This window comes from Erysipelatoclostridium sp. AM42-17, from assembly GCF_003480255.1.
Classification (GTDB): domain Bacteria; phylum Bacillota_I; class Bacilli_A; order Erysipelotrichales; family Coprobacillaceae; genus Faecalibacillus.
On record NZ_QUIN01000017.1, the window covers coordinates 25,491 to 51,635 of the forward strand.

General features: G+C 31.9%; 40 protein-coding genes. All 40 read right to left on the reverse strand.

Annotated elements, in window-relative coordinates; genetic code table 11:
* Positions 1-29: 29 nt before the first annotated feature.
* The gene (locus DW911_RS07340) at positions 30-935 is read right to left on the reverse strand and encodes an alpha/beta hydrolase (RefSeq protein ID WP_199589108.1); all 906 of its coding nucleotides are present in this window, start codon (positions 933-935) and stop codon (positions 30-32) included.
* Positions 928-2,127 (reverse strand): hypothetical protein, encoded by a 1,200-nt coding sequence (locus DW911_RS07345; RefSeq protein ID WP_118607662.1) that lies wholly within the window; start codon positions 2,125-2,127, stop codon positions 928-930. Before DW911_RS07345 ends, DW911_RS07340 begins: the two co-directional genes overlap by 8 nt.
* An 81-nt stretch (positions 2,128-2,208) precedes the next feature.
* Positions 2,209-3,588, reverse strand: coding sequence for a glycoside hydrolase family 32 protein (locus DW911_RS07350; protein ID WP_118432709.1), 1,380 nt, complete (start codon positions 3,586-3,588; stop codon positions 2,209-2,211).
* Between the two features lie 2 nt (positions 3,589-3,590).
* Complete coding sequence (locus DW911_RS07355; RefSeq protein ID WP_118432708.1) at positions 3,591-5,453, reverse strand: sucrose-specific PTS transporter subunit IIBC; 1,863 nt, start codon at positions 5,451-5,453, stop codon at positions 3,591-3,593.
* Positions 5,454-5,575: 122 nt separating this feature from the next.
* Positions 5,576-6,571 (reverse strand): LacI family DNA-binding transcriptional regulator, encoded by a 996-nt coding sequence (locus tag DW911_RS07360; RefSeq protein WP_118607663.1) that lies wholly within the window; start codon positions 6,569-6,571, stop codon positions 5,576-5,578.
* Between the two features lie 61 nt (positions 6,572-6,632).
* A complete protein-coding gene (locus DW911_RS07365; protein WP_118607664.1) occupies positions 6,633-7,514 on the reverse strand; it encodes a histidinol-phosphatase in 882 nt (293 codons plus the stop codon).
* Positions 7,501-8,241 (reverse strand): tRNA pseudouridine(38-40) synthase TruA, encoded by a 741-nt coding sequence (gene truA / locus DW911_RS07370; RefSeq protein ID WP_118432705.1) that lies wholly within the window; start codon positions 8,239-8,241, stop codon positions 7,501-7,503. The genes DW911_RS07365 and truA overlap by 14 nt, the downstream gene beginning before the upstream one ends.
* Complete coding sequence (locus DW911_RS07375) at positions 8,241-9,041, reverse strand: energy-coupling factor transporter transmembrane component T family protein (protein ID WP_118432704.1); 801 nt, start codon at positions 9,039-9,041, stop codon at positions 8,241-8,243. Before DW911_RS07375 ends, truA begins: the two co-directional genes overlap by 1 nt.
* The gene (locus DW911_RS07380; RefSeq protein WP_118432703.1) at positions 9,034-9,885 is read right to left on the reverse strand and encodes an energy-coupling factor transporter ATPase; all 852 of its coding nucleotides are present in this window, start codon (positions 9,883-9,885) and stop codon (positions 9,034-9,036) included. The genes DW911_RS07375 and DW911_RS07380 overlap by 8 nt, the downstream gene beginning before the upstream one ends.
* A complete protein-coding gene (locus tag DW911_RS07385; RefSeq protein ID WP_118432702.1) occupies positions 9,861-10,691 on the reverse strand; it encodes an energy-coupling factor transporter ATPase in 831 nt (276 codons plus the stop codon). The genes DW911_RS07380 and DW911_RS07385 overlap by 25 nt, the downstream gene beginning before the upstream one ends.
* A gap of 105 nt (positions 10,692-10,796) precedes the next feature.
* The gene (gene rplQ, locus DW911_RS07390) at positions 10,797-11,162 is read right to left on the reverse strand and encodes a 50S ribosomal protein L17 (protein ID WP_118432701.1); all 366 of its coding nucleotides are present in this window, start codon (positions 11,160-11,162) and stop codon (positions 10,797-10,799) included.
* 34 nt (positions 11,163-11,196) lie between these two features.
* Positions 11,197-12,141, reverse strand: coding sequence for a DNA-directed RNA polymerase subunit alpha (locus tag DW911_RS07395; RefSeq protein WP_118432700.1), 945 nt, complete (start codon positions 12,139-12,141; stop codon positions 11,197-11,199).
* 53 nt (positions 12,142-12,194) lie between these two features.
* The gene (gene rpsK, locus DW911_RS07400; RefSeq protein ID WP_118432699.1) at positions 12,195-12,587 is read right to left on the reverse strand and encodes a 30S ribosomal protein S11; all 393 of its coding nucleotides are present in this window, start codon (positions 12,585-12,587) and stop codon (positions 12,195-12,197) included.
* A 17-nt stretch (positions 12,588-12,604) separates the two neighbouring features.
* Positions 12,605-12,970: a 30S ribosomal protein S13 gene (gene rpsM, locus DW911_RS07405; RefSeq protein ID WP_118432698.1), complete on the reverse strand. Its 366-nt coding sequence runs from the start codon at positions 12,968-12,970 to the stop codon at positions 12,605-12,607.
* A gap of 18 nt (positions 12,971-12,988) precedes the next feature.
* Positions 12,989-13,102 (reverse strand): 50S ribosomal protein L36, encoded by a 114-nt coding sequence (gene rpmJ, locus DW911_RS07410; protein ID WP_118432697.1) that lies wholly within the window; start codon positions 13,100-13,102, stop codon positions 12,989-12,991.
* Positions 13,103-13,129: 27 nt separating this feature from the next.
* Positions 13,130-13,351 (reverse strand): translation initiation factor IF-1, encoded by a 222-nt coding sequence (gene infA, locus DW911_RS07415; protein WP_022001368.1) that lies wholly within the window; start codon positions 13,349-13,351, stop codon positions 13,130-13,132.
* 17 nt (positions 13,352-13,368) lie between these two features.
* Positions 13,369-14,115 (reverse strand): type I methionyl aminopeptidase, encoded by a 747-nt coding sequence (gene map, locus DW911_RS07420; RefSeq protein WP_118607665.1) that lies wholly within the window; start codon positions 14,113-14,115, stop codon positions 13,369-13,371.
* Positions 14,115-14,762 (reverse strand): adenylate kinase, encoded by a 648-nt coding sequence (locus DW911_RS07425; protein ID WP_118432695.1) that lies wholly within the window; start codon positions 14,760-14,762, stop codon positions 14,115-14,117. Before DW911_RS07425 ends, map begins: the two co-directional genes overlap by 1 nt.
* A 19-nt stretch (positions 14,763-14,781) precedes the next feature.
* The gene (gene secY / locus DW911_RS07430; protein WP_118432694.1) at positions 14,782-16,074 is read right to left on the reverse strand and encodes a preprotein translocase subunit SecY; all 1,293 of its coding nucleotides are present in this window, start codon (positions 16,072-16,074) and stop codon (positions 14,782-14,784) included.
* Between the two features lies 1 nt (position 16,075).
* Positions 16,076-16,516 carry a 50S ribosomal protein L15 gene (gene rplO, locus DW911_RS07435; RefSeq protein WP_118432693.1) on the reverse strand — a complete coding sequence of 147 codons (441 nt, stop codon included), beginning with the start codon at positions 16,514-16,516 and terminating at the stop codon, positions 16,076-16,078.
* Between the two features lie 11 nt (positions 16,517-16,527).
* Entirely contained in the window at positions 16,528-16,710 is a 183-nt protein-coding gene (gene rpmD, locus DW911_RS07440; RefSeq protein WP_118432692.1) for a 50S ribosomal protein L30, read from the reverse strand.
* Positions 16,711-16,724: 14 nt separating this feature from the next.
* Entirely contained in the window at positions 16,725-17,291 is a 567-nt protein-coding gene (gene rpsE, locus DW911_RS07445) for a 30S ribosomal protein S5 (RefSeq protein WP_118432691.1), read from the reverse strand.
* A gap of 12 nt (positions 17,292-17,303) precedes the next feature.
* Positions 17,304-17,660, reverse strand: a complete 357-nt coding sequence (rplR, locus tag DW911_RS07450) for a 50S ribosomal protein L18 (RefSeq protein ID WP_118432690.1) — start codon at positions 17,658-17,660, stop codon at positions 17,304-17,306.
* Positions 17,661-17,690: 30 nt separating this feature from the next.
* Positions 17,691-18,236 (reverse strand): 50S ribosomal protein L6, encoded by a 546-nt coding sequence (gene rplF / locus DW911_RS07455; protein WP_118432689.1) that lies wholly within the window; start codon positions 18,234-18,236, stop codon positions 17,691-17,693.
* Positions 18,237-18,264: 28 nt separating this feature from the next.
* Positions 18,265-18,660: a 30S ribosomal protein S8 gene (gene rpsH, locus DW911_RS07460; RefSeq protein WP_118432688.1), complete on the reverse strand. Its 396-nt coding sequence runs from the start codon at positions 18,658-18,660 to the stop codon at positions 18,265-18,267.
* A 39-nt stretch (positions 18,661-18,699) separates the two neighbouring features.
* Positions 18,700-18,885 carry a type Z 30S ribosomal protein S14 gene (locus DW911_RS07465; protein ID WP_003536834.1) on the reverse strand — a complete coding sequence of 62 codons (186 nt, stop codon included), beginning with the start codon at positions 18,883-18,885 and terminating at the stop codon, positions 18,700-18,702.
* 14 nt (positions 18,886-18,899) lie between these two features.
* On the reverse strand, positions 18,900-19,439 hold the full coding sequence (gene rplE, locus DW911_RS07470; protein ID WP_118432687.1) for a 50S ribosomal protein L5: 540 nt from the start codon (positions 19,437-19,439) through the stop codon (positions 18,900-18,902).
* A 17-nt stretch (positions 19,440-19,456) separates the two neighbouring features.
* A complete protein-coding gene (rplX, locus tag DW911_RS07475; RefSeq protein WP_118432686.1) occupies positions 19,457-19,795 on the reverse strand; it encodes a 50S ribosomal protein L24 in 339 nt (112 codons plus the stop codon).
* Between the two features lie 12 nt (positions 19,796-19,807).
* Entirely contained in the window at positions 19,808-20,176 is a 369-nt protein-coding gene (rplN, locus tag DW911_RS07480; RefSeq protein ID WP_118432685.1) for a 50S ribosomal protein L14, read from the reverse strand.
* A gap of 29 nt (positions 20,177-20,205) precedes the next feature.
* Positions 20,206-20,466: a 30S ribosomal protein S17 gene (rpsQ, locus tag DW911_RS07485; protein ID WP_118432684.1), complete on the reverse strand. Its 261-nt coding sequence runs from the start codon at positions 20,464-20,466 to the stop codon at positions 20,206-20,208.
* Positions 20,467-20,477: 11 nt separating this feature from the next.
* Positions 20,478-20,672, reverse strand: coding sequence for a 50S ribosomal protein L29 (rpmC, locus tag DW911_RS07490; protein ID WP_118432683.1), 195 nt, complete (start codon positions 20,670-20,672; stop codon positions 20,478-20,480).
* Between the two features lie 2 nt (positions 20,673-20,674).
* Positions 20,675-21,085: a 50S ribosomal protein L16 gene (rplP, locus tag DW911_RS07495; protein WP_118432682.1), complete on the reverse strand. Its 411-nt coding sequence runs from the start codon at positions 21,083-21,085 to the stop codon at positions 20,675-20,677.
* 2 nt (positions 21,086-21,087) lie between these two features.
* Positions 21,088-21,741, reverse strand: a complete 654-nt coding sequence (gene rpsC / locus DW911_RS07500) for a 30S ribosomal protein S3 (RefSeq protein WP_118432681.1) — start codon at positions 21,739-21,741, stop codon at positions 21,088-21,090.
* A gap of 11 nt (positions 21,742-21,752) precedes the next feature.
* A complete protein-coding gene (gene rplV / locus DW911_RS07505; RefSeq protein ID WP_118432680.1) occupies positions 21,753-22,085 on the reverse strand; it encodes a 50S ribosomal protein L22 in 333 nt (110 codons plus the stop codon).
* A 19-nt stretch (positions 22,086-22,104) separates the two neighbouring features.
* Entirely contained in the window at positions 22,105-22,383 is a 279-nt protein-coding gene (rpsS, locus tag DW911_RS07510) for a 30S ribosomal protein S19 (protein ID WP_118432679.1), read from the reverse strand.
* Between the two features lie 17 nt (positions 22,384-22,400).
* Positions 22,401-23,234, reverse strand: a complete 834-nt coding sequence (gene rplB, locus DW911_RS07515) for a 50S ribosomal protein L2 (protein WP_118432678.1) — start codon at positions 23,232-23,234, stop codon at positions 22,401-22,403.
* A 62-nt stretch (positions 23,235-23,296) separates the two neighbouring features.
* Positions 23,297-23,587, reverse strand: a complete 291-nt coding sequence (rplW, locus tag DW911_RS07520) for a 50S ribosomal protein L23 (RefSeq protein WP_118432677.1) — start codon at positions 23,585-23,587, stop codon at positions 23,297-23,299.
* Positions 23,587-24,210: a 50S ribosomal protein L4 gene (gene rplD, locus DW911_RS07525; RefSeq protein ID WP_118432676.1), complete on the reverse strand. Its 624-nt coding sequence runs from the start codon at positions 24,208-24,210 to the stop codon at positions 23,587-23,589. The genes rplW and rplD overlap by 1 nt, the downstream gene beginning before the upstream one ends.
* A gap of 22 nt (positions 24,211-24,232) precedes the next feature.
* On the reverse strand, positions 24,233-24,949 hold the full coding sequence (rplC, locus tag DW911_RS07530) for a 50S ribosomal protein L3 (protein WP_118432675.1): 717 nt from the start codon (positions 24,947-24,949) through the stop codon (positions 24,233-24,235).
* 21 nt (positions 24,950-24,970) lie between these two features.
* Positions 24,971-25,279: a 30S ribosomal protein S10 gene (gene rpsJ, locus DW911_RS07535; RefSeq protein ID WP_118432674.1), complete on the reverse strand. Its 309-nt coding sequence runs from the start codon at positions 25,277-25,279 to the stop codon at positions 24,971-24,973.
* Positions 25,280-26,145: the final 866 nt, after the last annotated feature.

The window sequence follows — 26,145 nt, forward strand, 5'->3', positions numbered from 1 at the left end:
TCCTTTATTATTTCCTCGGCAATAATCGACTAACAATTAACATATTGATCTATAAATTGTTTAAAGTCTTTAATCATTTCACTTTTTGAATCTAATTCATATAAGTATTTTTCATCCTTTAATACAAATAATTCTTTCTTTCCTCTATTAGCGTTATATAAAGGGTAACCCATTTTTAAAGGAACAAAATCATCATTTTTTAAATGAATATATAATGTTGGAATATCATTATGTTTAACATAATTTGTTGTATCTTCTTTAATATTAATGTGTACTGCTCTTTTAATCTTTCTTTGTAATAAAAGAAGCATTGGCATTTTAGGGATTTTGTAATCTTGAACTAAACGATAACCTAATATTTGTTGTGGTGAAGTATAGGCACCATCTGATATGATTGCTTTAACATTCTTCAAAACGTGTTTCCCAGCAGCATTTAAAATCGTATTAGCACCACACTCTTTTCCAAATAATACAAGTTGATGTTCTTTTCCAAAACGTCCTAATAAATATTGATTCCAACAAACAAGATCATTTACATCTTTAATACCTAATCCTCTAATATATCCATCACTTTGTCCATGAGCACAAGCATCAACTAATAAGATATGACTATCTTTAATATATTCCTTTAAAAAAGGAACATATAAAGACATATCTTTTGCTTCTAAAGCATAAGGATGTAAAATAACTAAAGTTTGTTGAGCATTATCTTGATTGATAAATAATCCTCTTAACTTTACCCCTTCATTGTTATTAATTAATATATTTTCACATTGATAACGGCTTTCTAACAAACTAGGTCGATCATCTTCTTTATGATGACGATAAAGTAAAGATTTTGTTAGTTTGGTAGCTGCTGCATTCATTGCATAAAGGCTTCCCCCAACTGCTGCTACACTAGCTAAAGTTTGATATGTTTTTTTTCTATTATTCACTACGATAATCCTCCCTGTAATTTTCCATTAATAATCGATTAATATTGGCAACTTGTTCAAACGATGTTAAACGATATTCATCATGTTCCATTCTTGCTGCATAAAAGCGAATTGCTTTTTCCAATTCTTTTTTAATAGTACAACGGTATTCTTCAGGAAATGTTGATATAGGGAAACATACAAATACAAAAGTATTATAATCTTGCGAAAATAAATCTATAAGTAATTGATATCCTACATCTAAAACAATAGAATTACCTATCGCTATTTGTAAGTCATGATTAGCAAAAGTAAGCATATCATTCATGACAAAACGAATAACATCTTTACAAGCATCCTTAAATGCTTCATCATCACTATTAAATATGGCTTCCATATAAGGTAATACAATACTTTGATAGTGTTCATCTTTAGCTCTTTTATTAATATAATGAAAGATATCTAATGTAATATGATAATGGGATAATACTAATGATCCAAAATCAGTCATGATTGCAAAAGCAAATCTTTGTAGTTTACACAATCTCCAGATTGCTTCTAATAATTGTTCTTTGGTTTCTTTATAAAACTTATCTAAATTAGCATAAACAATTCGTATAATTTCTCTAAAATAATATAAATGGTATTGATATTGAGTATCTAGATATTTAGCTGTTGTGCCATCCCATTCATATTCATATAAAATCTTATCTAACAATAAAGTAATAGAATCCATAAATTTCTTATAGTTTTTATTGTAGATTAAGCGATTTAAATAAGGCATAAGGAAACTATAAAACTGATCTACAGTTTCTTGATTAGTACCATTATGATATTCTAAATAATCCAATACATTACGGTAATCTAATGGCTCCAATAAGGTCTCTTTTTGATGTGTTTCAATAAAATGAGCAATAATATGACAATGCAATATTGTTTTATAATGACTATCATAAATAATTTTATTTAATGCGTCCTTGATAATATATTCTTGTTCCTGTTCATGAAGTTCTACTGAAAAAGTAGGAATAATTTCTTCCCCTGAATAATCTATTGTAAGAAAAACATTAATATCTCTAAATTGACTATCTAAAATATAATATCGAAACTTATGTTCAAATTTCTTAGTTTGTACTGAACTGTGACAACGATATTTTCCAATATATTTACTGGTATGTTCGGCTAAATATTTTTCTATACATTCTCTTGCCATATGACCACCTCCTCATGGTTTATTTTACCATTTTTATATATTGAATAAAACAAAAAAGAAAGTCAATATTTGAGCTTTCTTTTATTCTGATTCTATTTTGAAAGAATCTAAGTAGTAAATATTAATTTCATTTGAACATTCTATATCGGTATTTTCACTATAAATACGTGTTGTAAATGTACGATAGCCATCATTAATAAACATTTCTATAGATGAAGTATCACTATAAATAATGAGTGAGTCTAAATGTTCTAATTCCAGATGTCTTATATCTCTTCCATAACCTGATTCATTCATTGTAAGTGTCATAAGTCCGTTATGATATTCTATGATAAAATCATTTCTTAGTTTTAAATATAATGTGTCAGATATATTTTTTATTTGTAATTCAAAAACATTGTTTTTTAATTGGAGGTGAGGTTTTTTATATGACTCTTGTGACATTCTTAATTGTTTAAATTCAGGTAAAGGTTTTTGATATAAATGACCATCATGATAATCGAGAATTCGAGGCATCGTCAAAGCATGTTGCCAATTATTTTGTACTGTTGGATTTGTATAATCAACATCAGGTAATCCCATCCACCCAATCAGAATTCTTCTTCCTTGTTCATCTAAAAATGTTTGTGCAGCATAAATATCAAACCCATTATCAATTTCTTCAAAATCTTTAACAATAGAATCATTAACAAAATCATAATTAACTTTGAAATAGCCATTTTGATATATATTTTCATATAAATAACCATCTTGCTTAATTCCTTGTGGAGAACAAAGCAAAATCATTTGCCCATTAAGTTCAAATAAATCAGGACATTCCCACATATAGCCAAATGGCTTTTCGGTTTTTAAGCGACAACAATAATCAAATTTCTTTAAATCATCACTTTGATAAACAAGAACTTGCCCTACATCCTGTTTATCTCTTGCGCCCATAACTAAATAATCATGATCTCGATGATATATTTTTGGATCACGTACGTGAAGTGTTAAATCATCAGGATAATCTTCATTTGTCATGAGACATTCTTTATTTGTTAGAATATGACCATCACAACTTTCTACATGCATAAAATTATGTTCTCTGCCTTTTAATATATAGTCATAATCACCTGGCTTTTTAACGTTACCAGTATAGAAATAATGAATCTTATTATCTTTAATAATAGCACTTCCTGAATAAGCACCACCTTGATCACGAGGATGATCAGGTAATAAAGGCATTTTTAAATCTTGATAATGAATAAAATTTTTTGTTGCATAATGCCCCCACCCTTTTAAACCATTGTTTACATCGGCTGGTGCCCATTGATAGTAAATGTGATATGTTCCATCATGCTGACACAATCCATTAGGATCATTTAGCCAGCCTATTGGTGGCATAAGATGATAATGAAGGCGATATGGATCATCTGTTGTTGGTTGTTTTATTGCTTGTAATAATCGATCTATATTATTCATAACTACCCTTTCATTTCTATAATACATGTTCCATTTTGAGTTTTTCCATCATGAATTAGATTAAATTCTTTTCCATTTGTAATAACAACTGCAGTTTCAATAGAACATCCAGATTCTTTTATTTGATTTAAATCGGCTTTTAATAATTTTTCCCCAGCTTTGATGTGTTGTCCTTGTTGTACATATAATTCAAATGGTTTACCTTGTAGTGATACTGTATCTAAACCACAATGAATTAAGATTTCTACACCATCTTTAGATTTTAAACCTAGTGCATGTTTTGTAGGAAAGACCATCATCACTTCACCATCAAAAGGTGCATAGATTGTCCCTTCTTCTGGTAAAATCATAATTCCATCTCCCATCATTTTTCCAGCAAATGTTGGATCAGAAATTTCTGTAATATTCTTCACAATTCCTTTCATAGGTGAAAGCATTTTATTTGTTTGATGTTGATCTTGAGTCGTAATTTGTTGACGTTTAAACAAGATCGCTGTTACAACAAATGCAACTACGAACGCTAAAATCATTCCTATCGCAAAATTTAAGTAACTTCCTACTGGAATTGATAAAAATCCGGGAATTCCTGCTGCACCTAAGGCATTTGATAAAACATGAGTTCCAGCTAAATAAGCACTTCCTACACCACTACCACACATTGCTCCAATAAAAGGATATTTAAGTTTTAATGTTACCCCAAACATAGCTGGTTCAGTAATACCTAATAACGCTGATACTCCTGAAGCTGAACAAATACTTTTTAATTTTTTATCTTTTGTTAGAAATAATACTGCAAGAACTGCTGCACCTTGAGCTACATTGGACATTGATGCTGTTGGGAAAATGAATGATCCCCCTGTTGTTTGAATAGACGCTAATAATTGTGTTTCTACTGCAATAAAGCTATGATGCATACCCGTAAGTACAATTGGGGCATAGAAGAAACCAAACAATCCTCCCCCAATAAACCCAAGTGTGTTATACATCCAAGAAATACTATCTGCTAAATAAATACCTGCCTGTCTTAATACAGGACCTACAAAAATAAAAGTAATAAATCCAGTAACTAAAATAGATAACATTGGAGTTGTTAAGTTATCTAACCAAGTAGGTGTTACTTTATGAAGTCTTTTTTCAATATTAGCTAAAATCCAAGAGACACCTAATACTGGAAGAACAGTTCCTTGATAACCTACCGCTTCAATCGTTAATCCAAGTATTTTCCATGTTGGTACATCTACTCCTGTTTTTCCATAACTATATGCATTCAATAAATCAGGATGTACCATGATCATTCCCATAGCAGCACCTAAATAAGGATTCCCGCCAAATTTTTTAGTTGCACTAAAACCTATAAGTACAGGTAAAAATGTAAATGCTGCATTAGCGAACAAATTAATCATTGTTGCTAAATCTTTAAATTGAGGATAAACATCAATTATACTTTTCCCCGCACCAACTAACCCTTGTGCAGTCAAAATATTATTTAATCCCATCAATAGACCACCTGCAACAATAGCAGGGATAATCGGAACAAAAATATCCGATAACAATTTAACTGCTCTTTGTAATAAATTTCCTTCTTGTTTTTCTTCTACTTTTTGTTCTTCATTTTTTAAACCAAGAATTGAACACACTTCTTGACAAACTAAATTAACTAAACCAGGTCCTAAAATAATTTGATATTGTCCTTTCGCTTGAAAAGTTCCTTTAACACCTTCAACATCAGTAACCTTTTCTTCATCAACTAAACTTTCATCTTTTAAAGCCAGTCTAAGTCTTGTTGCACAATGCATAGCACTTATAATATTGTCTTGACCACCAACTGCTTCTATAATTTCTTTTGCTAATTGATTATAATTCATATTGTCCTCCTTTTTATGGTACCGGTTCCTTACGGTGATAATATATCTCATTTTGAAAGCGATGTCAACAAAAATATGAAATCGTTCCCATATAAATTAAAAAAATATGACTTTTCGTCATATTACTGTTGTAAAAAAACACTTGCACCCTTTATAAATTGATAATGGATTTTTTGCGTAGCTTCTACATTTTCGTTTTTTATGAGTTTTATTAGTGTTTGACCTGTTATCATTCCAGCTTGTTCATTATCAAAACGAATTGTACACAAGGTTGGGGTAATCAGTTGAGATGTTTCGTAACCTCCAAAACCAATTAGAGAAACTGTTTCAGGTACTTTAATATTTGCTTCTTTAAGTTCTTTAAAAGTTGCTAAAGCAATATTATCAGTTGCACAAATGATAAGTGATGGTAATTCTCTTTTTATTAAACCTCTAACTACCTTTCGTGTATTTTCAAAAGTAAAATCAGTTTCGACTGTTTTTACTTGCTCAATTCCTTTTTCTTTTAAGCCATCTAAGACACCTTTTTTTCTTGTATATCCAACAGCCTCATCTTTTCCATTTACGCCTAGATAAACAATATGATGATGGTTCATTTTTGCTGCATAAATTCCAACTTCATATCCCGCCTCATAATCATCGTTGATGATAGAAATACCATCATCCATTTTTTGCCCTAACACAACAAATGGAACATCTATTTTTTTAGCCAATGTACGATGGGCCATTGTTAGTTCTGTCGCAACTAAAACAATCCCATCTACATTCATACGCCACATTTTTTCTATTGCTCTTAGTTCTTCTAATTGATTATGATTGGTATTAATAATCAGTGGTGTATAACCTTCTTTTTTTAAATATAAATCTAAACTTGACATCATTCTTGATGATGTTGTTGATGTAAGTGTTGGTGCTATGATACCAATTATTTTTGTTTCTTTTGCCTTTAAACTTTGGGCAAAAGTATTAGGCTGATAATGATATTTATCAATTATTTTTTTTATCTTTTCTCTTGTTTCATCTTTGACATATCCCCCGTTAAAATAGCGTGATACAGTTGTTTTCCCTACTCCAGCCATTTGGGCAATATCTTTCATTGTTAGTTTCTTTTCTTTCATATAACCACCTATTCGTATTATAACAAAAAAAATGTATCATTTGAATAAATGATACATCGTTCTATTTCCGATTACCTTTTTTAAATTCTAGATGATCTATAATTTCTAAATTAAACCTCTTTGCATAACGTAACATTTGATCGTAGATTTCATTGTTTATATCTTGAGGGCAATGAGCATCTATTCCTAATATGACTTTATTGCCTACTTGAGATGCTATTTTAAAGAAATGATCATTTGGATATGGATAAAGCATTTCATCTCCTACTTGTCTTCTTCCTTTTCGCATACCACCACCATTAATTTCTAATGGCATATTGTATTGTTTTGCCTTCATGCATATTTCATAACTCACTTCTTTACATAAATCATCAAAATAAATTCTGCCCATCATAAATAAATCAGGGTGAGCAATATATGAAAATAAATTAGATTCAATGGCTTGTATAACTTCGTTTTTATAATTTAATAACATATCATCCGACAAATATACCCTTCCATAATAACAATTATGAATAGCATATCGATGAAAGTGATGCCCTAAAATAAGATAATCAACCTCTTCATTATCTAACAATTGTTGGTAATAAGGTAAATAATCTAAAAAGTATTCTGCTTCATATCCTTGATATATTTTGATTTCTGGATATTTGATTTTTAATTGTTTTATTTGTAGTTGATGTTCTTCTTTCATTTTGTAAGGCATTCTCATTGAGGGTCCATTTTTTATCATTGTTTGAATACAAGACAAAAAAGAATGACAATCTTTTAAAGCATAGGGTAATGCTTTAATCAATTGTCTTCTTAAATGCGGTAATGGTATGTGATCCGAAAAGCCCAATTCTTCGTAATGATGACTTATCGCCTCTACAACCATATCTTCTTCGTTACCAGTAGCATGACCACAACGATATGTATGACAATGATAATTAGTCTTCTTCATAGTATACCTCATGTAAATATAATCCTTGGGGTTTAGCTTTGAATAGACATTTATCTTGTCCTCTGCTATCAAGTAGTTCTTGTAGTCTTTCTTTTTTGATTCGTTTAGCACCTACCTGAATAAGACCACCAACGATATGTCTTACCATGTAGCGTCTAAAACCATTTCCCACTAAAACAAATCTTACAATTCCGTTACTAACAGTAATTTCTAATTTATAGAGTGTTCTAATTGTATTTCCATATTGATCATAACTACAAAATGATGCAAAATCATGTTCTCCTAAAAAGATTGTAGCTGCATCTTTCATTAACTCTATATCTAATGGCATACCATATTGATAAATATAGTTAGTTTCAAATGGACTATACTCATTCATACTTAATAAATAATGATATTCTTTTTTTGTTGCGCTATAGCGGCTGTGAAATGTTTCATCAACAAAACATGCGTCTAAAATATAGATATCATTTGGCAAGAAATGATTAATAGCTCTTTTCCATTGGGCAGCCGGCATTTCTCTTTTGCTATCAAAATGGAAAACTTGATGTCTACCATGTACCTTCGCATCTGTTCTTCCACTTGCATGAATCACAATATTTTCGTCTTTACATATGTTCCCAATTGCTTTTTGAATTTCCCCTTGAACAGTTCTAAATTTATCTTGAACTTGAAATCCATGAAATTTAGTACCATCATATTGCACTACACATTTTATTCTATTCATTATATTAAAAAACTCATTACAATCACAACAAAACATACTAGTAAAGTTACAGCAAGGGCAACTGTGTCAGATAAATTCCAAGTTAGAATTTGATAACGGGTACGTCTTGCTTCTGGATTGTAATTTCTACTTTCCATAGCGTTAGCCAAATCTTCTGCTCTTTGAAACGCAGAAATAAATAGCGGAATAATCAATGAGATGATTGATTTGATTTTTTCAGTAAAAGTTCCTTCATTGAAATCAACACCCCTGCTTGCTTGAGCTTTCATAATTCTTTTTGCTTCATCAAGTAAATCAGGAATAAAACGTAACGCAATTGAAATCATCATGGCAAGTTCATGTACTGGAAAATGAACTTTCTTTAATGGTGATAACAGTGATTCTATCGCTAGTGTTAATTCTAATGGTTTAGTAGACGATGTCATAATTGTTGTAAGAGTTATGATTAATACTAAACGTATAAAAATATAAGCTGATTGCAAAATCGCTCCAGAATAGATTTTTACCGGTCCTAATACTAACAATAAATCACCTGTCTTCAATAAAAAAATATTAAAGAACATTAAAAACAACATCATAAACAGCATCGGTTTTATTGCTTTTAAGATATGTGATAACTTTATTTTTGAAAGTAAAGCACACATTAAAACATAGATTCCCAATATTCCATATCCTATAAATCCTGCATCAAAAAATACAGAAATTAAGAAAATAAACAATGTTACAATTTTTAATCTTGGATCCAAACGGTGAATAATTGAATTCATAGGAATATACTTACCAAAAGTCATATTATCCATTGATTTCACCACCAATCGCCTCTATTAAATCCTCAATACAATTAATTGATGGATCAATATGATATCCTTGTTCATTTAAATCTAAAATAAATCGTGTCATCATTGGTAAATCAATACCTAATTGATTTAAGTATTCACTATCTTGGAATATTTGAGTTACAGTATCATGTCTTTCTACTTCTCCATGATTCATAACAATAACATCATCACAGTATTCTAATACGTGATTCATATCATGAGTTACGATGATAATGGTTTTCCCTGATTCATGAATAGATTTGAATAAATTCATCATATCTTTTGTTCCTTGAGGATCAAGACCTGCTGTTGGCTCATCCAAAATAAGAATATCAGGATTCATAGCGAGAATTCCCGCAATCGCCACTCTTCTTTTTTGACCACCAGATAAATCAAACGGTGATTTATCTAAATAGGATTCATCTAATCCTACAATCTTAATCATACTTCTAGCAATCTCTTTTGCTTCCTGTTCAGTTTTACCAAAGTTTAAAGGACCAAACATGATATCCTTTTCTATTGTTTCTTCAAATAATTGATATTCTGGAAATTGAAATACCAAACCTGCTTTTTGTCTTAATTGTTTTAGTTTTTCAGGTTTATTGGTTACTGAAATAAGATAATCATCGATTTTTATTGAACCCTGAGTAGGGAGTAATAGTGCATTAATATGCTGAATCAAAGTAGATTTCCCACTTCCTGTTTGCCCAATAATAGCAGTAAAACTATGGTTTTTAATATTTAATTGTACATTTTTAAGTGCATGGAATTCAAATGGTGTATCCACACCATAAACATGACTTACATTTTCGAACGTAATTGACATAGTTGTTGCTCCAAATCTTTATTATCTAATGTATTTTTTATACTAATTCCTTTTTCTTTTAAACCATTTGTTATTTTTAAAGCAAAAGGAATATCTAATTTCAATTGTGATAAAAGGTCAATATCACTCAATATATCTTTTGCCCTATCCGTTTTTACAATTTTTCCTTTATTTAGTAAAATTATTTGATCTGCATATTTTGCTTCTTCGATATCATGAGTAATTGAAATAATAGTCATATCTTTTTCTTTTTTTAGTTCTCGAACTAACGTGTTGATTTCACGTCTACCTATAGGATCTAACATACTTGTAGCTTCATCTAAAATTATAATGGATGGAGACATAGCAAGAATTCCAGCAATGGCAACTCGTTGTTTTTGACCACCAGACAATTTTGTGGGTTCATGATTTAAAAAATCTTCCATATGTACTTTTTTAGCATACGTACTAATTAAATCATCCATTTGTTCGTGAGGAATGCACATATTTTCTAACCCAAATGCAATATCATCTCTAACTGTAGCCCCAATAAATTGATTATCAGGATTTTGAAATACGATACCTATTGATTCACGCACCTTGTATAAGTTTTCCATATTGAGTTCATAACCATTAACAATGATATCACCAGATTTTTTTTCTAACAAACCAATAAGAAGTTTTGCAATCGTACTTTTACCACTACCATTATGTCCTAATATTGCCACATAATTTCCTTTATCAATATTAAAAGAAATATTATCTATTGTATGAAGACCTTCATCATACTCAAATGATAAATTTTTAACTTCTATCATATGATCCATTATTTCACCTTCTTTCATATACTTTTTTATTCTATTATTTTCATAAGTTAATGTCAAACAAACCAATAAAAAAAACCATGATATCTCTATCATGGTCAAAATTAATTATTTTGTTAAAGTGATTACAGCCATTGTAGCATTGTCACCTTTACGGTTATAAGTTTTTAAGATGCGAGTGTATCCACCGTTAACATCTTTAAATTTAGGTGCTACGTCATCAAATAAAATTTGAACAGCTGTTTTACCAGTGTTAGCATCAACAACCTTGTGCATATCTGCAGCAGCTTGTCTTCTTGCATGTAAATCTCCACGTTTACCTAAAGTAATTAATTCATCAACTACACTACGAACTTCTTTTGCTCTTGTTTCAGTAGTTTCAACTTTTCCATAAACGATTACTTCAGTAGCTAAGCTACGTAACATAGATTTTCTAATATCTGAAGTACGTCCTAATTTTCTGTTTTTAGCCATGAGATTAGCGCTCCTTCCATGTATTTTAATTAAATTAATCTATAGGTTTAAACCCTAATCCTAATTCAACTAATTTTTCTTTTACTTCTTTTAATGATTTTTTACCTAAGTTTCTTACCTTAATCATATCATCTTCAGTTTTAGCTGCTAAATCTTGAACAGTTTGAATTCCAGCTCTCTTTAAGCAGTTATATGAACGAACTGATAAATCTAATTCTTCAATTGTCATATCTAAAACTTTATTTGTTGTATCACTTTGTGTTTCAGACATCACTTCCATATTTAAAGCCATATCTGTCATTTCAACAAACATATTTAAATGTTCTACTAAAATTTTAGCAGCAAGTGAAATTGCTTCATAAGGTTTTAATGTTCCATTAGTTTCAATATCTAATGTTAATTTATCATACTTAGCTGTTTCTCCAACACGTGTTGGTTCAACATGATATGCAACATTTTCAATTGGTGAATAAATTGAATCAGTTGGAATTACACCAATAGTGTTAATATCTTTTTTATTTTGATCTGCACTTGCATATCCACGATCTTTTCTTGCATATAATTCCATATACAAGTGTCCACCTTCAGCAACATGTGCAATAATTAAATCATTTGAGATCATTTTAACATTACTTGGACATTGAATATCTGCACCAGTTACTGTAGCAGGTCCTTTAACATCAATGATCATTGTTGCTGAATCTTCACCATCAACATCAAATACTAACTTCTTAAGATTTAAGATAATAGCAGTAACATCTTCAACAATACCGTCTACTGCTGAAAATTCATGGATAGCTCCTTGAACTTTAATTGCATAAACAGCAGAACCAGGTAATGAAGAAAGAAGAACTCTTCTTAAAGCATTACCTAAAGTAATACCGAATCCTCTTTCTAATGGTTCAATTGTAAATGTACCATGATTATCTGTTTCATCATATTGATCAATATTAAAATTTGCTTTTTCAAATTTATGCATATGTTCCCTCCTCACTAGGAATGATTTGTAATTTTTCAAACACTACAACAATACTATCCACGAGGACGTTTTGGTGGACGACACCCATTATGTGGAATTGGAGTAACATCAGTAATTGCAGTTACTTCTAATCCAGCAGCTTGTAAAGCTCTAACTGCTGCTTCACGTCCTGGTCCTGGACCTTTAACATTTACTTCTACAGATTTAACTCCATGTTCCATTGAAGCTTTTGCAGCTGCTTCTGAAGCCATTTGAGCTGCATATGGTGTTGATTTTCTTGATCCTTTAAATCCTAAAGCACCAGCACTTGACCATGTTAACACATTTCCATGTTCATCAGTAATAGTAACAATTGTATTATTGAAAGTTGAATGAATGTGTGCAACACCTTTTGCAATATTTTTCTTTACACGTCTTTTACCACGTGTTTGTTTAACTTTAGCCATTTCCTTTCAACCTCCTATTATTTTTTCTTTCCTGCGATTGGTTTAGCTTTACCCTTACGAGTTCTAGCGTTTGTTTTAGTTTTTTGACCACGTACAGGAAGTCCTTTACGATGACGCATACCTCTGTAGCTTCCGATTTCCATTAAACGTTTAATGTTTAATTGAACTTCTCTACGTAAGTCACCTTCAACTTTAATTTTTTCTACTTCTTTTCTGATTTTACCGATTTCTTCTTCAGTTAAATCTTTAACTCTAACATCTTCACTAATTCCTGTAGTTTTTAAGATTTGTTGAGCTGTTGTTTTTCCGATACCATATACATAAGTTAATGAGATAACAACACGTTTATCACGTGGGATATCCACACCAGCAATACGAGCCATATTTCTTCCTCCTAAAAATTAACCTTGTCTTTGTTTATGTTTTGGGTTTTCGCAAATAATCATTACGCGCCCTTTTCTTCTAATTACTCTGCATTTATCACACATTGGTTTTACAGATGGTCTTACTTTCATCTTGTCTACCTCCTTTTGGAAGATTTTTTATTTATGTCTAAATGTAATTCGCCCACGTGTTAAATCATATGGAGAAATTTCAACGGTAACTCTATCCCCCGGTAAAATGCGAATGTAATGCATACGGATTTTACCAGAAACGTGAGCAAGAATTTCCACTCCATTTTCTAATGCTACTTTAAACATTGCGTTTGGTAATGTCTCTAATACTGTAGCTTCTACTTCAATAACGTCGTCTTTCTTTGCCATAGGTCTCAACTCCTTCATTAAAGTTTTGTAAGAATTCGATAACCATCGTCTGTAATGACGATAGTATGTTCATAATGAGCCGCTAAAGAACGGTCTTTTGTTACTACTGTCCAACCATCGCTTAAAGTTTCTGTTTCTTTTGCACCTAAATGTGCCATTGGTTCAATGGCCAAAGCCATTCCTTTCTTCAAACGAGGTCCCTTTCCTGCTGGACCATAATTTGGTACAGCTGGATCTTCATGAACTTCAGTTCCAATACCATGACCTGTATAATCTAGTGGTGTTGTACATCCGTGTTCATATAGATAAGTTTCAATAGCATGAGAAATATCAGATAAGCGATTATCCGGTTTAACTTGCTCTAAACCAGTATATAACGAAGCTTCACAAACTTCCATAAGTTTTTTTACTTCATCGCTTACTTTACCTACTGCATAAGTCCATGCGCTATCACCATGATAACCTTTATAACATGCACCTACATCAACTGAAATAATGTCACCCTCTTTTAATTTACGATGACTAGGAATTCCATGTACAACTTCTTCGTTAATAGAAGTACATACACTATTAGGAAATCCATATAATTTAAGAAATGAAGGTGTTGCTCCATTATCACGAATAACTTTATCACAAATTTGATCAATTTCCAATGTTGTTATTCCAGGTACAATCACTTCTTTTAATTTTTGATGTACAAGAGCAACAATTCTTCCTGCTTCAGCCATCAATTCTATTTCTCTACTATCTTTAGTAACAATCATTATTTAACCTCCAGGCTTTTCTTGATATCCTTAAAGACGTCTTCCATAGATTGATCACCATTAATATTAGTGATTTCACCCTTCATTGTATAATAATCAATTAAAGGTCTAGTCTGTTTATTGTAAGTATCTAATCTTACTTTTACAGCTTCTTCATTTTCATCAGGTCTTTGATATAATTCACCACCGCAATTATCACAAATTCCTTCTTGTTTAGGTGGATTATATTCTACATGGAATGTAGCTCCACATTCTTTACAAGTTCTTCTTCCTGAAAGTCTCTTAGTTAATTTATCAAAATTAACATCAAGATTTATAACTGCATCAATAGTAAAACCAAATTCTTTACCAATACTTTCAAGTTCTCTTGCTTGGATAATAGTACGAGGGAACCCATCCAAAATAAATCCATTAGGAAATTCATTTTCTTTTAAATAATCCCTAACCATTTGAATAGTATAGTCATCAGGAACTAAATGTCCAAATTGAATAAAATATTTTGCGATAACACCATATTTAGTTTGTTCTTTAAGAGCTTTTCTAAAAATATCTCCTGTAGAAATATGTGTCATTCCATATTCCTTAACTAGATTTGCTGCTTGTGTCCCTTTTCCTGCACCAGGAGGACCCATTAAAATAATATTCATTGTAACCCTTCTTTCTATACTACTTACGAATATACCCGTGATATTCTTTTCTTGTTATGTGAGTCTTGATTTGTTTTACTGTTTCAAGTGCCACACCAGTAACGATAATCAAACCTGTTCCACCAAGTGATAAACTTGCGTTTTCAGTTTGTGTCCATAAAACTGGAGTAATAATTGGAATTGCAGCAATAATACATAAAGATAATGATCCTGCAACTGTTACACGATTTAAAACAGTTTTAATATAATTCTTAGTATCAACGCCAGTTCTCACACCTGGAATTGAACCACCATTTTTCTTAAGATCATCACTGATTTTTTCAGCATCAATCTGTAAATTTGAATAGAAGAATGTAAATCCAATAATCATGACAATATATAGACAGAAACCAATTGGTTCTTGATAATTAAATATTGTATTAATCCATTTTGTAACAGTGCTAGCTTTCATAAAACTAACAATTGTTCTTGGCGCTGCGAGTACAGATGAAGCAAAGATAACAGGAATAACCCCTGAACTATTAATTTTAATAGGCATATGAGTCTGTTCCTTTGTTCTCATTGTTGTATTTGTACTTGTAGCATAGACAATTGGAATTTTTCTAATTGCACCTTCAGTAAATACAACGAAGATAACAATTGATAAATAAACAATTACAAATAATACATACCAAGCTATATCTAACCACATTCCACTGTCGAATTTAACAATATTGTTAAATGTTGTAATAAATGAATTAGGTAAGTTAGAAACGATACCTGTAAAGATTAATAATGAAACACCATTACCAATCCCCTTATTTGTAATTTGATCTCCTAACCAAATTGCAAACATACTTCCAGCCATCATAATTAAAACAACATAAATGTATGACCAAATAGAAGTATTTGTTAAAATATTATATCCACTATCAAAGGCATATGTTAGCACGCCACCTTGTAAAGCAGATAAGAATAAAGTTAAAATTCTTGTAACACGGTCCTTCTTCTTTTTACCAGTATTACCTTCTTTACGCCAGCGAGTAAGTGCTGGTATAACATCCATAGATAATAATTCGATAATAATTGATGAAGTAATGTATGGTGAAACACCTAAAGCGAATAATGAAAATCTTTCAAGTGTTCCCCCACCTAATAAATTCATAATTCCAAAAATACCAGAATTCGCATCACTCGAACTTAAAGATCCGATATTAACACCCGGAATTGTAACTGCTGATCCTAAACGATAAACAAATAAAATTCCAAGTGTAAATACGACCTTACGACGAAGCTCTCCTTTTTTGAATACATTTTTCAAAAATGTAAGCATCTTAGATCACCTCAGTTTTTCCACCTGCAGCTTCAATAGCAGCAACAGCAGATTTAGAGAATTTAGCAGCTTGAACTGTTAATTTCTTTTCAATAGCACCATTTCCTAATACTTTAACACCATCTAATTCTTTTTTGATGATTCCAGCTTCTTTTAATGCTTGTGCGTTCACTGTTGCACCATCTTCAAATTTATTTAAGCTATCTAAATTTACAATAGCATATTCTTTACGATTAAAGTTTGTAAATCCACGTTTTGGTAAACGCATGAATAATGGAGTTTGTCCACCTTCGAAACCTGGTTTTTTACCTCCACCTGATCTAGCTCCTTGTCCTTTTTGACCTCTACCAGCTGTTTTACCAGTTCCTGAACTTGTTCCACGTCCAACACGTTTTCTTTCTTTACGTGCACCTTCAGTGTATTGTAATTCGTGTAGTTTCATCGTTACACCTCCTATTTTTCTTCTACTTTAACTAGGTGTCCAACAACTTTTAACATTCCTTGAATGTAAACGTTGTCTTCTTTTTCTACTGTTTTATTAACTTTTCTTAAACCTAACGCTTCAAGAGTTTTTCTTTGTTTTGGTAAGCAACCAATTGGACTCTTAACAAGCGTAATACTTAATTTCTTAGCCATGTGTTTGCCTCCTATTATCCAAAGATTTCTTCTACTTTTTTATCTCTTAATTCAGCTACTTCATTAACTGTTTTTAATGATGCTAAACCTTCCATAGTTGCTCTAACCATGTTAATTGGTGTTCTTGAACCTAAAGATTTAGATAAGATATCTGAATATCCAGCTAATTCAACAACCGCACGAACTGGACCACCAGCGATGATTCCAGTACCTTGAGATGCAGGTTTAATAAATACTCTACCTGAACCATAAATACCAGTTACTTCGTGTGGGATTGTTCCATGGATTGAAGGTACTTTGATTACATTACGTTTAGCATTTTCGCATGCTTTTCTAATTGCATCAGGTACTTCGTTAGCTTTACCAGTACCGAAACCAACTCTACCTTTTTTATCTCCGATAACAACTAATGCAGCGAAACGCATTCTACGTCCACCTTTTACTACTTTAGTTACACGGTTAATAGTAACAACACGTTCTTCAAATTCTTTTTCTTCTCTTCTTGGTGCTCTTCTTTGACCATTTCTTCTAGGTCCAGATTTTCTTTCACCATTGTTAGTTCTTGGTTTACGTTGTTCCATATTGACCTCCTTCTAGAATTCTAATCCAGCTTCTCTAGCTGCTTCAGCTAAAGCTTTTACACGACCATGATAAATATATCCACCACGATCAAATACTACTTTTTTAATTTTTTTAGCTTCTGCTCTTTCAGCAATAGCTTTCCCTACAGCAGCAGCTGCAGCAATATTTCCACCGTTTTCTAATTTCATATCAACGCTTGATGCACTTACTAAAGTTACACCATTTACATCATCAATGATTTGAGCATGAATATGAGCATTTGAACGGAACACATTTAAACGTGGACATTCTGGAGTTCCACTGATTTTTGCACGAACTCTAGCGTGACGTTTTAAACGTACATCATTACGAGATTGTAATTTAGCCATGAATATAGCTCCTTTCTTACTCTTTCTAAACTACTTCTTACCAGCAGTTTTTCCTTCTTTTCTGATGATTCTTTCATCAACATATTTAATACCTTTTCCTTTATAAGGTTCAGGTTTTTTCTTAGATCTGATTAATGCTGCCATTTGACCAACACGTTCTTTAGAAATACCAGATACGATAATTGAGTTAGCATTTGGAGTTTCGATTTTTACTCCTTCTTCAGCTTCAATTTCAACTTGATGAGAGAAACCAATATTTAATACTAATGTATTTCCCTTCATTTGAGCACGGTAACCAATACCAACGATTTCTAATTCTTTTTTGAAACCATCATGTACACCTGTGATCATATTTGCAAGTAATGCTCTTGTTGTACCATGTAATTGTTTTACATGTTTTTCTTCACTACTTCTTTTAACAGTAATTTCATTTTCATTTTTTTCAAATGAAATAACTGGAGAAAATTGTCTTACTAAAGTCCCTTTAGCTCCTGTTACTGTAACAGTATTATCTTCAGCGATATCAACAGTTACACCTTCAGGTACAATGATTAATTTATTACCGATACGAGACATCAGTTATACCTCCTGTATAATTTTTTTATTACCAGATATATGCTAAAACCTCTCCACCAATTTGTTTAGCTCTAGCTTCTTTATCAGTCATTAAACCTTGAGAAGTTGATAAGATAACGATTCCTAAACCATTTAATACTTTAGGGATTTCATTAACTTTTGCATATACACGTAATCCAGGTTTAGAGATTCTCTTTAAATCTGTGATTACTCTATCTTTACCTCTATATTTTAAAGTGATATTAATGTTTTTAATGGCACCTTCGCCTTCAACTTTATATCCTTTAATGAATCCTTCATTTTTCAAAATTTCAGCGATTTCTACTTTTAATTTTGATGCAGGAACAGTTACTTCATCATGATACTGTCTATTTGCATTACGGATTCTTGTTAACATATCTGCAATTGGATCTGTCATTACCATTTGCTAGTCCTCCTTCCAAAACGGATTTTAAATTTCTAATTACCAGCTTGCTTTTTTTACACCTGGGATTTCACCTTTGTATGCTAATTCGCGGAAGCAAATTCTACAAAGTTTAAATTTTCTAATTACTGAATGTGGTCTACCACAACGTTCACAACGAGTGTATTCACGCACTTTATATTTTTGAGGACGTTGTTGTTTCACTTTCATTGATGTTTTAGCCATTGTGAGTCCTCCTCTTATTTATGGAATGGCATTCCTAATTGTGCTAATAATTCATGACCTTCTTCATCGCTATTAGCAGTAGTTACGAATACGATATCCATTCCTCTTAATTTATTTACTTTATCAAAATCGATTTCAGGGAAAATTAATTGTTCTTTAATTCCTAAAGTGTAATTTCCTCTTCCGTCGAATGAATTGTTAGATACACCTCTGAAGTCTCTTACACGAGGTAAAGAAACGTTGAATAATTTATCAACAAATTCATACATTCTTTCACCACGTAAAGTTACTTTACAACCAATTGCTTGACCTTCACGTAATTTGAAACCAGCGATTGATTTTTTTGCTCTAGTTACAACTGGTTTTTGACCAGAGATTAATGTTAATTCATTCACTGCATCATCTAATAATTTTGAATTAGATACAGCATCACCAACACCAATATTGATAACTACTTTTTCAATTTTAGGTGCTTGCATTTTAGAAGAATAATTGAATTTTTCCATTAACGACTTAACTACTTCGTTTTCATAACGTTCTTGTAAACGATTCATCTGCTATCTCCTTTCAATTATTTCTTTTTCTTTTTATCAACTTCAGCCCCAGTTTTTTTGTTAATACGGACTTTAGTTTTCTTACCATCAGCATCTACAGTTACTTTATATCCTAATTTAACTGCTGCTTTTGCTTTTGAATCATAGTATGCAACATTTGAAACATGAATTGGAGCTTCTCTTGTTACAATACCACCTTCAGGATCAGCTTGAGAAGGTTTTACATGTTTAGTAACAACATTAATTCCTTCAACAATTACTTTATCTTGTTTTGCAAGAACTTGTAACACTTCACCTGTTTTACCTTTATCTTTACCTGCGATAACTTGAACAGTATCACCTACACGGATTTTCATGTGCCACCCCTCCTATAATACTTCTGGAGCTAATGATACGATTTTCATGAAATCAGCATCTCTTAACTCTCTTGCAACTGGTCCAAAGATACGAGTACCTCTTGGAGATTTGTCATCTTTAATAATTACACAAGCGTTATCATCAAATTTAATGTATGATCCGTTTTCACGACCTACACCATATTTAGTTCTAACGATAACCGCTTTTACTACTTCACCTTTTTTTACAGTTCCACCAGGTGCTGCTTGTTTCACTGTTGCTACAACAACATCACCGATGCTACTTGTTTTTCTATTTGAACCACCTAAGTTACGAATTACTAATACTTCTTTAGCACCAGTATTATCAGCAACTTTAAGTCTACTTTCGTTTTGAATCATCTTCGGTTACCTCCTTTTAGAGTTTCTAATTAAACTGTTTCTGCTTTTTTAACGATTTCTACTAAACGGAAACGTTTTGTAGCAGATAATGGTCTTGTTGACATGATTTTAACAATGTCACCAACTTGAGCAACATTTTCTTCATCATGAGCATGAAATTTAGTAGAAGATTTCATACGTTTACCATATAATTTATGCTTTACATGTGTTTCAACTAGCACTGTAATAGTCTTATCCATTTTAGTAGATACAACTGTACCAGTATAAACTTTACGATTATTTCTTTCCATTGTATCTCCTCCTATTGGTTCATTTCTCTTTCTCTAATAATTGTTTTAATACGAGCGATTGTTTTACGAACTTGTCTAATACGTGCTGTGTTTTCTAATTGACCTGTAGCTTGTTGGAATCTTAATCCAAAAAGCTCTTTTTTGTATTCTTCAACTTTAGCTAATAAAGCTTCGTTATCTAATTCTCTAATTTCTTGCGCTGTCATAATTATTCACCCTTTCCAATGATTTTACATTTAATAGGTAATTTATGAGATGCAAGTCTTAAAGCTTCTCTAAGTACTGGTTCTTCTAATCCACCTACTTCAAAAAGAACACGACCAGTTTTAACAACTGCTACCCATTCTTCTGGAGAACCTTTACCTGATCCCATACGTACTTCTAATGGTTTTTTAGTTTTAGCTAAATGTGGGAAAATTCTAATCCATACTTTACCACCACGGTTCATATAACGGTTGATGGCAATACGTGCTGCTTCGATTTGACGTGAAGTAATCCAAGCACCTTCAGTTGCTACTAAACCAAATTCACCAAAAGATACTTTATCTCCACCTTTAGTCTTACCTTCATAGCTAACACGATGAGGTCTTCTGTATTTTGTTCTTTTAGGCATCAACATGATTATTTATCCCCTTTCTTCTTTTCAGGAAGGATTTCTCCCATACAAATCCAAACTTTAACTCCTAATTTACCATAAGTCGTATCTGCTTCAGCAGTCGCATAATCAATATCAGCTCTTAAAGTATGAAGAGGGACATTCCCTTCAGAGTATCCTTCAGCACGAGCCATATCAGCTCCACCTAAACGTCCTGAAACACTTGTTTTAATTCCTTTAGCACCAGCTCTCATTGCTCTTTGAATAGCACGTTTTTGAACTGTTCTAAATGAAGCACGATTTTCTAATTGTTCTGCAATGTTGTTTGCAACTAATTGAGCAACAACATCTGGATTTTTAATTTCTACGATGTTAATGAAAACTTGTTTTCCACTAACCATTTTAGCTACTTCTTTTCTTAAAGCATCTACTGCTTCTCCATCTTTACCGATTACTACACCAGGTCTAGATGTGTGAACAAAGATTGTTACACGGTTTTTTGATCTTTCGATTTCAACTTTAGCAACTGAAGCAGTTTTTAATTTTTTAAGGATATAATCACGAATTTTAATATCTTCATGTAATAACCCAGCGAAATCTTGATCATTTGCGTACCATCTTGAATCCCAATTACGGTTAACACCAACTCGTAAACCTACTGGACTTACTTTTTGACCCATTCTAGTACCTCCTATCTTTCATCTACCACACATGTGATGTGGCTTGTTCTTTTTAAAATTCTTGTTCCGCTACCTTTTGCTCTAGCACGGAATCTTTTTAATGTTGGACCTTCATCAACGAAGATTTCTTTAATATATAATTTATCTGCATCTGCACCATTGTTGAATACAGCGTTTTGTGCAGCTGATTTAACGACTTTAATGACTGCAGGTGTAGCTGCTTTATTAGTATATTCTAAGATACCTAAAGCTTCTTTCACTTGCTTACCTCTTACTAAGTCAACAACTAATCTTGCTTTTTGAGGTGATACACGAATCGTTTTAGCTAATGCTTTTGCTTCCATGTTTTATGCTCTCCTCTCTCTATTTACCAGCTTTTTTATCATCATCACCGTGACCATGGAAAGTTCTTGTTGGAGCGAATTCTCCTAACTTATGACCAACCATATCTTCAGTAACGTAAACTGGAATATGTTCTCTTCCGTTATACACTGCAAATGTATGTTCAATAAATTGAGGGAAGATTGTTGAACGTCTTGACCAAGTTTTGATAACTTCTTTTTTACCAGATTCATTTAATGCTTCAACTTTTTTCATTAAATGAGCATCAACAAATGGTCCCTTTTTTAAACTACGTGCCATTTTTTCTTTCCTCCTTATTATTTACCGTTGCGACGACGTACAATTAATTTAGTCGAAGCTTTTTTATTCTTTCTAGTTTTAACACCCATAGCTTTTTTACCCCAAGGTGTCATTGGTGCTTTACGACCGATTGAAGTTCTTCCTTCACCACCACCATGAGGGTGATCATTAGGGTTCATTACAGAACCACGAACTGTAGGTCTAACACCTTTCCATCTCATACGACCAGCTTTACCATAGTTAACTAAACCATGATCTTCGTTTCCAACTACACCAACTGTAGCTCTACAAACTGCTAAGACTTTTCTAACTTCACCAGAAGCTAATCTTAAGATTACATATTTATCTTCTTTACCTAAGATTTGAGCAGACACACCAGCAGATCTTGCGATTTGTCCACCTTTACCAGGTTGCATTTCGATATTATGGATAACAGTACCTTCAGGCATATTTCCCATTGGTAAAGCATTACCAACAATAATATCTGCATTTTCTCCAGAGATAATAGTCATTCCAACTTCTAATCCCTTTGGAGCTAAAATATATCTTTTTTCACCATCTGCATAGTTAATTAATGCGATGTTTGCTGATCTATTTGGATCATATTCAATAGTTGCTACTTTTCCAGGGATATTGTCTTTATTACGTTTGAAGTCAATAATACGATATTTTTGTTTATGACCTCCACCGTGATGACGAGTTGTAATAACACCATTGTTATTACGTCCACCGTTTTTGTTTTTCTTAGCAACTAAAGATTTTTCAGGTTTTGTTGCTGTAATTTCTTCATAAGTTAATGAAGTCATATTACGACGACCGTTAGTGACTGGCTTATAAGTTTTAATTGCCATCTTTAGTTTCCTCCTAATTTCTTATCTGGAACGAGTTATTCCAATATTTTACGAATTATCAATTAGTCTTCATCAAAGAAATTGATTTCGTTTCCTTCAGCTAAAGTTACGATAGCTTTTCTTCTTTTGTTAGTTTTACCAACATATCTACCCATTCTTTTTGTTTTTGCTCTTACGTTCATAACATTAACGTTAACAACTTTTACATTGAACATTGCTTCAACAGCGTTTTTAATTTCAATTTTGTTAGCATTAACATCTACATCAAATGTGTATTTGTTTGATTCAGCTTGAAGAGTCATTGATTTTTCAGTAAGTACAGGTTTTTTTAATACATCTGTAATGTGTGCCATTATGCAAGTACCTCCTCAACAGCTTTAATTGCAGCTTCAGTCATAATTAACTTGTTGCTGTTTAAAATATCATAAACATTAACATGTTTAGCATCTAATAATTTAACTCCTGGGATATTGTTAGCAGATTTAGCAACGATTGGACAAATTTCATCAAAAACAATTAATGTTTTTGCTGGAGCTTGTAAGTTTTCTAAAACTTTAACCATATCTTTTGTTTTTGGAGCTTCAATTTTAATTCCTTCGATTGCCATAAATTCATTATCTTGAACTTTAGTAGATAAAGCTGATTTTAAAGCTAATCTTCTAACCTTACGGTTTAATTTAAATTTATAACTTCTAGGTGTTGGACCAAATACAACTCCTCCTCCACGCCATTGTGGTGCACGGATTGATCCTTGTCTAGCTCTACCAGTACCTTTTTGACGCCATGGTTTTTTACCACCACCAGCAACTTCAGTACGATTTTTAACTTTATGTGTACCTTGTCTTAAAGACGCTCTTTGTAATAAAACCATATCAAATAAAGCTTGTTTATTTGGTTCAATTCCGAATACTGCTTCATTTAATTCTAAATCTTTTACTTCAGCACCTTCTTGGTTAAATACTTTAATATTAAGCATTCTATGTTCCTCCTTCCCAAAATTACTCAGCTGTAGCTTCAGCTGCAGCTTCTACATTTGTGTTTTCTTCTGCAGGAGTATAATCTACTAATTCATGAGCTGTTTTAACTTGACCAGCTTTTTTGATTGCAGATTTAACAACTACTAATCCTTTTTTAGGTCCTGGTACTGAACCTTTGATTAATAATAAATTGTTTTCTACATCTACTGCAACAACTTCTAAGTTTTGAATTGTACGAGTTACATGTCCCATTTGCCCTGGTAATTTTTTACCTGGAGCAATTCTGTTTGGAGCGATTGGTCCCATTGAACCAACAATTCTATGAGCTCCTGAACCATGTCCTTTAGGACCAATGTGTTGACCATGTCTTTTGATAACACCTTGATATCCTTTACCTTTTGAAGTTCCAGTTACATCTACAACTTCACCAGCTACGAAGCTATCAACAGTAATTTTATCTCCAACTTCATAACTCATCATTTCGTCAAAACGAAATTCTTTAATGAAGCGCTTAGGAGCTGTGTTTGCTTTGTCAGCAATTCCTTTTTCAGCTTTGTTTGCTAATTTTTCTCTTTTATCTTCGAAACCAACTTTAACAGCATCATAACCATCGCTTGCAACTGTTTTCTTTTGTAACACTACGTTTTCAGTAGCTTCTACTACAGTTACAGGGATTAATAAACCGTCAGTTGTGAAGACTTGAGTCATTCCAATCTTACGACCTAAGATTCCTTTCATGAGTTACACCTTTTACCTTTCTTATAATTTAATTTCGATGTCTACACCACTTGGTAATTCTAATCTTGTTAAAACATCAACTGTTTCTGGTGTAGGATTCACAATGTCGATTAAACGTTTGTGAGTTCTAATTTCAAATTGTTCACGTGAATCTTTATATTTGTGAACTGCTCTTAGTACTGTATATACTTCCTTTTCAGTAGGTAATGGTACAGGACCAACTACTTGAGCACCTGATTTTTTGGCAGCACCAATAATTTTTTCTGCCGAATTGTCTAGAATTTTGTGATCAAATGATTTTAATCTAATTCTAATTTTGTTATTTGCCATGATTTTTTCTCCTTTCAAATTTCTTAGGATGTGATTCACTCAGTGCAAATTACCTGAAACATGCCGTTTCATGACAACGCCTTTCGGTGTTTCAGCAACCTCGCACATCAACATGAAGTCAACATCGACATTATATAGAAAAAAAGCCCATTATGCAAGGGTTTTTTAATTATTTTTTTAAATTTTTTTTATTTATTTTATGATCATTTATTATGAAAATCTTTATGTCTTTAACACTAATAAACTTGTCAATGTAATAAGTCTTATATCTATTGAAGCGACGTATTTAGTTCTCATGTAAATGGGTTGTATTACCCCTAGAACTGGTTTGTTTAAAAAAAGATATCTTTATAAATCATTACATTTATAAGCAAGTATATTATTCACGTTTGAGGATAAAATAGTTTTATATTAGTCATTTAAGATATATTACCCGTTATTTATTATTTTGATCCATACCACTCATTTCTAACAAAGATATTAAGTTTATGATTTTAGTTTAATTATTAAATCAATTGACTCATACTGTTTTATACTATTACTTTATGTTTTATAATTGATCATTATATGATGAGATCAATAAGACACAATTATGAACTTTGTCAAAATGAAACAAGCAACATTGGCTTGAATATCAATAGTTCTTTTCTATATATTAGACATCACCATTCAAATAATTTTATTGAAACATTGTACATATTCTTATTACAATTTATTTAATTAAGTATTAGTGAAAACTCATTATTTATAAATCATATTTTTACATGTGTTCTTCCTCTATTAAAACAAGCCACGATTTTTTCTGTAAATATAAAAAAAGATACTAGAACGTATCAAGTATCAACTATATATAAATAAAAAAAGAA